Source organism: Spirochaetota bacterium (genome assembly GCA_025061835.1).
GTDB lineage: Bacteria > Spirochaetota > Brevinematia > DTOW01 > DTOW01 > SKYB106.
Window position 1 is genome coordinate 40,561 of the sequence record JANXAC010000009.1, and the last position, 8,877, is coordinate 49,437.

The 8,877-nt window shown below is 34.9% G+C and carries 7 protein-coding genes; 3 read left to right on the forward strand and 4 right to left on the reverse strand.

Annotated elements, in window-relative coordinates:
• Window positions 1–35: 35 nt before the first annotated feature.
• Entirely contained in the window at window positions 36–2,747 is a 2,712-nt protein-coding gene (polA, locus tag NZ579_04895) for a DNA polymerase I (protein ID MCS7299280.1), read from the reverse strand.
• Between the two features lie 237 nt (window positions 2,748–2,984).
• Here polA and NZ579_04900 point away from each other — a divergent pair, with 237 nt between their 5' ends.
• The gene (locus NZ579_04900; protein MCS7299281.1) at window positions 2,985–3,749 is read left to right on the forward strand and encodes a pyridoxine 5'-phosphate synthase; all 765 of its coding nucleotides are present in this window, start codon (window positions 2,985–2,987) and stop codon (window positions 3,747–3,749) included.
• On the opposite strand, the gene argJ is transcribed toward NZ579_04900, so the two are convergent.
• Window positions 3,746–4,942 (reverse strand): bifunctional glutamate N-acetyltransferase/amino-acid acetyltransferase ArgJ, encoded by a 1,197-nt coding sequence (gene argJ / locus NZ579_04905; GenBank protein MCS7299282.1) that lies wholly within the window; start codon window positions 4,940–4,942, stop codon window positions 3,746–3,748. The genes NZ579_04900 and argJ overlap by 4 nt on opposite strands.
• Before the next feature lie 73 nt (window positions 4,943–5,015).
• On the opposite strand from argJ, the gene NZ579_04910 reads away from it, so the two are divergent.
• Together NZ579_04910 and NZ579_04915 are read left to right on the forward strand one after the other, a co-directional pair.
• On the forward strand, window positions 5,016–6,041 hold the full coding sequence (locus NZ579_04910; GenBank protein MCS7299283.1) for a hypothetical protein: 1,026 nt from the start codon (window positions 5,016–5,018) through the stop codon (window positions 6,039–6,041).
• Between the two features lie 4 nt (window positions 6,042–6,045).
• Window positions 6,046–6,921, forward strand: coding sequence for a hypothetical protein (locus tag NZ579_04915; protein ID MCS7299284.1), 876 nt, complete (start codon window positions 6,046–6,048; stop codon window positions 6,919–6,921).
• Window positions 6,922–7,088: 167 nt separating this feature from the next.
• Here the strand turns inward: NZ579_04915 and NZ579_04920 are convergent, their stop codons facing one another.
• Window positions 7,089–8,447 (reverse strand): phosphoglucosamine mutase, encoded by a 1,359-nt coding sequence (locus NZ579_04920; GenBank protein ID MCS7299285.1) that lies wholly within the window; start codon window positions 8,445–8,447, stop codon window positions 7,089–7,091.
• Window positions 8,448–8,457: 10 nt separating this feature from the next.
• Window positions 8,458–8,877 (reverse strand): DUF3782 domain-containing protein (locus tag NZ579_04925; protein MCS7299286.1); only part of this gene is annotated, 420 nt, incomplete at its 5' end.

Sequence of the window (8,877 nt, forward strand, 5' to 3'; positions counted from 1 at the left end):
AGATAAATTCCTAATTATCATCATAGTCTAAAGGACTATAAGTCCCCCCAGCTTTTACCAAAACTGTAATCAACTACTAGAGGAACTTTCAGTTTAACTGCATTCTCTAGGATTTGCTTTATTTTTGGGGACCATTCTTCCTCACTACCAGAAGGTATCTCAACGAGTATCTCGTCATGAACTTGTAGTAGCATCCTCACAGGTTTGTTCTTAAGAAATTCATAGAGTTTAGTCATAGCAATCTTGACTATTTCGGCAGCACTACCTTGTATAGGTGTGTTTATGGCTATTCTTTCTGGCTTTCCGAAGTTTAACTTGCTTCTGTCAAAGTTTTTGCCGAGTAGTTCTGGAATATTCCTTCTTCTTCCAAACATCGTCTCAACATACCCATTTGCAGAAGCAAACTCAAGTGTGTTGAAGATATAATCCTTTACTCCAATGTAGGTTTCGAAATATTTTTCTATTATCTCGCTCGCTTCTGAAGGAGAGATACCAAGTTGCTTTGATAACCCATACGGGCTTATACCATAGACTATACCAAAATTGATAGTTTTACCTAGTCTTCTATGCTCTGGTGTAATATCTTCAGGCTTAATCTTTAGAACTTTTGAAGCGGTTTCGGTATGAATATCTTTGTTTTGAATAAAATGTTCTATAAGTTCCTTGTCTTGCGATACGTCTGCTAGTACCCTAAGTTCTATCTGTGAGTAGTCAAAACTACCAAGCGAAAAACCATCCTCTGCTACAAAGGCTTTTCTAATTTTCTTTCCCACTTCATCCCTTACGGGAATGTTCTGTAGGTTCGGATTGCTTGAAGATAATCTACCTGTTGCGGTTATCGTCTGATTGAAGGATGTATGAACTCTACCTGTTTTAGGTATCACCATATTCGGAAGTTCATCAACATATCCACTCTTGAGTTTCATCAGTATCCTGTATCTTAAAATATGTCCAACAATCTCGTGTTCTCCAATAAGTTCTTCCAAAACTTCTTCGTCTGTTGAGTAGCCAGTCTTCGTTTTCTTAACAGGTTTCAGTCTGAGTTTTTCAAACAGAATAGAGGAGAGTTGCTTCGGTGAGTTAAGGTTAAACTTCTCACCCGCGAGTTCAAATATCCTATCAACAGTTTGATTAATCTCTCTATCAAGTTCAACACCTAAGTGTCTTATGTATTCAATATCAAGTTTTATACCGTTATACTCCATATTACCAAGAACTTCTACAACTGGCATCTCAATATCGTAGAATAATCTCTTAAGTCTATGCTCACTTTCTATCTTCTTGGAAAGTTCTTCGTATAGTCTCAAAATTATCTCTGCTTCTCTAGAAACCTTCTTCACAGTCTCTTCAAGGTTTGCTTCTGCAAAGATTGATATCTGATTATCCTCATCTTGCATCTTGTGTATCTCTATTCCCAAGTATTCACTAGCAAGTCTTTCTAAAGTAGGATTTGTCAGTTCAGGTCTTAAGACATACGACGAGATAGTACTATCAAAATGTATACTCTTTAACTCTACACTATATCTTTTCAAAACTACATACGCAAGTTTAAGATTATGCCCGACTTTTCTAATATTCTCATTCTCACATACTCTACGAAGAAAATCAGTTATTTGGTTGTAACTTAGTTCTGAAGGAATGTTGAAAGGAAGATAGTATCCAAACCCCTTATTCGTTGATAAACCAATACCTTCAAGGTTTGACTGCATAAAGTGTCTATCATCTGTTTTAATAACTATTGAGACAAGACCTTTACTTTCTATCTCCTTTTCCAATTTTTCTAGTTCTGAAGGTTTTGTAATCAGTTTGTATTCAAACATTTCTTCAACCTCGTTTAGAGGTTGCGGGGTAAATAATGACAAATCTGCGTCGGATTTAGTAGATAATTTGAGTTCTTTGATTATGGAGTTGAATTCGTAATATCTCAAAAATTCCATAACTTTGGGTGTTTTGATGTTATCAAGTGAAAACTTTTTTACAGGTATCTCAGTATCACTTGAAGAAAATAGTTTTAATAGAGTTTTGCTTAAGAATACATCTTCTTTACTTTCAGATAGTTTCTTCTTTATGGTTTCACTTAGTTCATCAAGGTTCTGGTAAATATTTTCTATCGTTTTATACTTCTGTATAAGTGGTAATGCTGTTTTCTCGCCGATTCCTTTTGCGCCGGGGATATTATCAACGTCGTCACCAATTAGTGATAAGTAATCAACTATGTATTCAGGTTCAAAGCCATTCTCTTCTATAAATGAACTTCTAGTTATCAACTTATAGTCTGTCTTTGAAGGTGAGAAAGAAATTATCCTAATGTTGTCTGATGTAAGGAGTTGTATCAAATCCTTGTCTCCGGAAACAATGTAAATTTCGTATATGTCTTTGTAATTATTGACTGCTACAGATATTATGTCATCTGACTCGTATCCCGGTATTTCAACGCACTCAATCTCGGCGGCTTTGAGGAATTCTATGGTTTTTCTAATCTGTAGTTTGAGGTCGTCTGGTGTTTTTTCTCTATTCATTTTGTATTCTTTGAATAAATCATACCTTTTGGTTTTCTCTCTCGGGCCATCAAGTGAGAAGATGACATTTTCAAACCGAAAGTCGTTGTATAGCTTTATGAGTGTTCTTATAGTTCCAAACACACCTGATGTGATTTCACCTCTTGATGTGGTTAAATGTCTTCCTGAAAATCCAAAAAATGACCTATAGACTATATTGCTTGTGTCAAAGATGAAAAGTTTTTCCATATATGTTATCTTAAAAAGATGTAGAAATTCGTATCAACTATGAATTTGATTGAAGTTTTGTAAGAGGAATTTAAGTGTTGTTTTTACTTCATTATTTAGTCAGTATTACTTGTAGAAGACTTAGACTTGTTAAGGGTTTTTATTTGACTTTCTTGGTGTGAAAAACCAATCTCTGTAATTTGAGGACAAACCTTTTTGGATTTGAATAAAAGCTGGATTAACCTAAATAATGTTGGTATGGAGAGAATAATTAGGAAAAAGAAGTTGGGTGTTAACATAGACCATATAGCAACTTTGCGACAGGCTAGGATGGGTATAGAACCGGATCCTGTGGCAATAATACCGATAGCTGAACTTGCTGGAGCAGATAGTATTACGATGCATTTGAGGGAGGATAGAAGGCATATTCAGGATAGAGACTTGTATCTAGCAAAGCATATTGTAAAAACCTCTCTTAACCTTGAGATGTCAATAAATGATGAAATCGTCAAGATTGCCCTTGATGTCGTTCCAAATGAAGTTTGTATAGTTCCCGAGAGGAGGGAGGAGATAACTACCGAAGGAGGACTTCAGATTAAACCTATAAAATCAAGACTTGAAGATGTTATCGTTGAACTTAAGAAGAAAAATATAATAGTAAGTTTGTTTGTAGAACCTGATAGGGAAGCGATCGAACTGTCAAAGGAGGTTGGTGCTGATTATATTGAAATACATACGGGTAAATATTCAAACGCTTATGGGAAAGAGCAAGAAAATGAACTTGAGAAGATAAGACGGTCTGCAGAGTATGCCTGTAGTATTGGACTTGGTGTCAATGCTGGGCATGGTCTTAATTACAAGAATACTTACGATATAGCAAGTATTCCTGAAGTGGAGACTCTAAACATAGGACATAGCATAATTAGCAGGTCTGTTTATGTTGGTATAAGACAGGCAGTTGTTGAGATGAAGGATATTATATTGAGAGCGTATTACGATTTGATTTCTGTTACAAATCGTTAGGTATATTCTGCGTTTATCTTGATATAGTCATAACTTAAGTCATTAGTATATAATGTAAATGTCTCTTTGCCTATTCCGAGATCTACTATCAGGTTTATATATCTTTCTTTCAATATGTCATTGCTTGGATATCCTATGTAGCTTCCTTTGTCGTATATCTTTTTTTGGTTTATAACTACTTTGAGTTTGTAAGGATCTATATTTTCTTTTGTTGAACCTATTGCAGATATTATTCGTCCCCAGTTGGGGTTTTCACCAAAAAACATTGTTTTGACAAGTAGAGAGTTAGCAATCTTTCTTGCTATGTTTTCTGCGGATTGTTTCTTTCGTGCGTTTATAACCTCTATTTTTATAACTTTTGTTATCCCCTCACCATCTTCAACTATCATAAGTGCCATACTATTCATCACTTCTTTCAAGTATGAAACGAATATCTTATACTTCTCATCCTTCTTATTGACCGTAAATTCCGAGAGACCACTTGCCAGTATGAATACGGTATCATTTGTGCTCATATCACCGTCAACGGATATTGAATTAAAAGTATCTTTAACTGTCTCACTTAGCGCGCTTTGTAGTAATTCCTTTGATATTTTGACATCAGTCGTTATGAAGCATAGCATAGTTGCCATAGATGGGTTTATCATACCACTTCCCTTTCCTATCGCTCCTATCTTGAATGTTTCAAGACCGGATATATACTGAACTGCAACTTCTTTAGGTCTTGTATCGGTTGTCATTATCCCCTCGGCAGCAGAGATTGATGAGCTTTCCTGTTTTATTTTATCGCAGGCTTTTGCTATACCATACTCAACAACTTCCATAGGTAAGAACTTTCCAATAATCCCCGTTGATGCAACAAGTACAGTATTTTTAGCAAAACCCATTTTTTCTTCGACGATCATACCCATAACCCTCGCATCATTAATCCCTTTCTCGCCAGTAAGACAATTAGCATTACCACTGTTTGCAACAATACCTCTTATATCTGTTGGATTTTTCTCCAGTATCTCTTGGCTTACTATAACAGGAGCAGCCTTGAAAATGTTTGTTGTGAAAACACCTGCAGCAACACAACTAACATCGGATATTATCAAGGATATATCCTTCCTACCAGATAATTTTATCCCTCCTGCAACTCCAATTGCTCTAAACCCCTTTGGAGCAATTACACCCCCCGAAATCTTTTGCATACTTACCTCACAATAAATCCAAGTATAAAACTTTACTATTATGTTATCAAATTACGATAATATTTACAAGACTATGAAACTTAATATAAACATAAACCCAGCGCAGATAATTATGGACCTAAAAGCACTCCTAAGGTTCATTTACATTCTGTTCGTATCTCTTCTAATTTTTTTAGTTTTCTCAATACTCTACGGTGTAGAAAATCTCATAAAGATAACATACATTCTAACGAAACCTAAATTCATTGACCTTGTTGCTATACACTTTCTTGGAAACATCGTTGATATTTTGCCGTTTGTTGTGATATTTTCTTTGGCGTATTTCACATATAAACTCAACTACGGTAAAACTTCGGATGTAATAAGATTATCGGTTATAATAGGAATATTTGTATATTTAGTTTTTTTTATAGTAATACTATTATCCCCTCGCATAGATGAGTTGGTTTTAAAGGCGTATAAGAATTTCTCAACATCTGATTCTTCTCCAAAGTATCTTTTCAATAAAACAAAGATAAATTTTGTAGGTAATGAGAAAATAATTCCAACAAGAATTTATAAAAATACATTCGACGGAGTAATTGTGAAAGATGGTAGGTTCAGAAATTACAGTAATCTTAAAGTTGTTCCATACGACAGTGGTATAAAAGTCAAAAGTTTTGGTAAAGATGTAGTTGTGATACCTTATGAGAAGATAATACCATCTAGTTTTGGAAAACTGTATGAATACATATATAGAGGTTTTCTCAAAGTAGCAACACAGTTCCCACTTACAAGGTATGTTCAGAAGTTTGGTTTTTCAGATTTTTTAAACCTTATGCTTTATGTTCAGGCATTGGCGATAGGTATAATGTATGTTGTTTGGCTATTCAGAGATTACTCAACTACTAAGGTCATTCTTCTATCGGTTTTTGTCTCTGTGATGGGCATAACAGTTATAGGTTTCTTATCAGGTGTGTTTGAGTTTATGAAACTATCATCATACCTTGAGTTCGTGAAGGACATAGTATCTGGGTTGTTAGCAATTGCACTCGCAATACTGGTTGTTATGGGGTCATATAAAGTTGACCAGATCTTGAAGGGTAGGGTAGGGGGTTAAGTTTATGTATTCGTATGTGAGTATTAGACTTCTTGGAATCTTTGTTCTCATACTCTCACTACTCATAGTTGTATCCTATTTACTAACAGGAACAACTGATGAGAATGGAATATCTTGGTTTCTTAAGTTGTTTCTGTTTGAACTTCCTGTCGCTTCAACTTCTAGTATAGTTATTACATACACATTCTTTATGACAGAAAACAGGTTAGCTAAACTACCAACTAGAAATATGTTGTCTGCCTTTACTCCGTCACTTTTCTTCACAGTTGCGATAGTTTTGTTGATAATTCTTCTTCAAGACATTGTCCTTCCTAGTTTAACAAAGCAAGAACTACAAAGCAAGGGGGTTAAAGATATTGTATTTGCTGTTGATAAAAACAGGTATTTGGTCGTTGATAAAGTTGAATATGATAAGAAGAGAAGTGTTTATGTTCTTAAGGGGGCTGATCTTGTAAATAAAAACTTCTCAGTTGTAGGAAGTTATAGAAATATTACATACACCCCTAGTAAGAATACACTCGCTATGGGCGGAAGAGAAATTGAGTTAGATAAGAATTTAGAAACTGTTTTGATGTTCTATACCGACAGAAACTACTTCTTCAGTATTTGGCAGTTTAATGATGTAAAGGATGCTTTTCTTGTTTTTGATATCAAAACATCTTTCATAAATTTTGTGATGTATGAGAAAATATTTATACCTGTAATAACTTTTGTGGTTATGGTTTTTGCAATCACTTTTGGATGGCGTTGGCGAATGAGTAGAGATACTAAACTAATGCCACTTTACATAGTAGTTGGTATTGTGATAATAACCGTAGGGATCAAGATGACATACTATCTATCAATAAGAGTATTTGAATATCTAGTTTTCCCGTTTTAGGAATGCTCACATCTAGGATTAGTAGTGTCTAATGTTGCTTTAAATTTCCTCAAGGTATTCCATTGTATTTAAGGTATATTACTATGGTTATTTTGAAATGCTTTAGAATAGTGGTTTTCACATCTGTTTGTTATGGGGTAGCATCTGCAACCTCTAGATATTAGAGACTACAAATTCTCAATCACTTTTTTAGTGTATTCAACGAATTCCTTGTCGCCTTCAAATATTATTCTTGTAATTGGTTCGGTGTTTGATGGTCTTATGTGTAGCCAACCTTTGTCAAACCTAAACCAGTTGCCATCAATGTCTGTAGATTCAACGAGTTTGTAGTTATTTTGGATTTTATCCAATATATCTTTAATCATCTCTTTACTTATAACACTGTTTGTTTTAGTTTTTACCATCTCCAATGTTGGGAGTTTTGAAACAACTTCTGAAACTTTCACATTTTCCTTTGCTAGAAGGAGTAGTATTAGAATCATTCCTACTAAACTGTCTCTTGCGGGATTGATAGGAGGGAATATAACACCACCATTACCTTCGCCACCTATGAAACCATTAACTTCTTTTAGGGTGCTTACTACATTAGCTTCTCCAACCTTGCTTCTTATAATCTCAAAGCCAAATTTACTGGCAATGTGTTCGGTTAATGAAGAAGTTGAAAGGTTTATTACAATCTTTTTTGAATAGGAACCTATACTAACATACTTCAGTGCAGAGAATACGGAAATAGGTAATGTAAATTCTTCTCCAGGTATTTCTCCATCGTTTGAGACAACTGCAAGCCTATCACCGTCAGGGTCAAGTGCAAACCCTATATCACAACCATTTTCAACTACAGTCTTTGATAAGTCTTTCAAAGTGGATTGAGTAGGTTCTGTCCCTCTTTGAGGGAATTTTGAGATATCGTCGTTTATACTAAAAACCTTACAACCGAGGTATTCAAGAATTTCTCTGCCAACAATGCTTCCTGCTCCATTGACAGGGTCAAAGCCTACTCTGAATTTCTTGTTCTTTATCAGTTCAGTATCTATTACTTTTTCAACTTCGTTTATGAATCTTCTTAAAATATTATCCGGTCTTACTTCTTCCTCTTCTCCTACCTGGTCCCATTCAGAAACTCTTGGTTTTTCAAAGGAAGATATAATATTAACAACATCTTGAGATATGAAAACACCACCTCTATCAACGAACTTCAGTGCGTTCCATTCAGGTGGATTATGACTTGCTGTAATTATTACACCACCGTCGGCTTTTGTTTCTCTTATTGCGAAAAGTGTAAGAGGGGTCGTTAGCACTCCAAGGTTTATAACCCTAATGCCGTATGATCTCAAGACAGATGATACAAAGTCTAGTATTAAGGGACTAGTTTTCCTAGTGTCTCTGGCAACTACAACTGTGTTGCTAGAATCATTCTTGGATTTGAGGTAATGTATAAAGGATGATAAGTAGTCATTTATTATCTCAAGGTCTAATCCCTTGCCCCAAACACCTCTCAAACCAGATACAGTAAATTTTAAAGTCATAAGGTAAATCCTAAACTGTTATAATGTTTACTCCGTTTTGTAAAGCAACCTGTTTTGCTTCTTTAGTGATGTAAAAGGTGACTATTATTTTTTCTATCCCTTTTACACCTGTTTCTTCTTCGTAGAAATTCACAGCCTTGAGAAATCTGATTACGTCCTGTGTGCCACAACTTGATTTCACTTCAACAAGCCTTTGTTCTCCATTAGTTATTACAATGTCTATTTCGTAGGTGTCAATGATTTTACTGTTTCCTATCTCAATCAATATTTCCTTCCTCCATTTTGTAACTTTTCCTCCCCACTTTTTTACGAGTTCTCTTGCGAAGTTTGATATAGATTTTTCTGCTCTTATTCCCCACCTCTGACCAAGCGAACCAATTTGAGCACTTATGTAATCTTTTAAATCCCTTGATTGTTTAAGAAGTTTTTT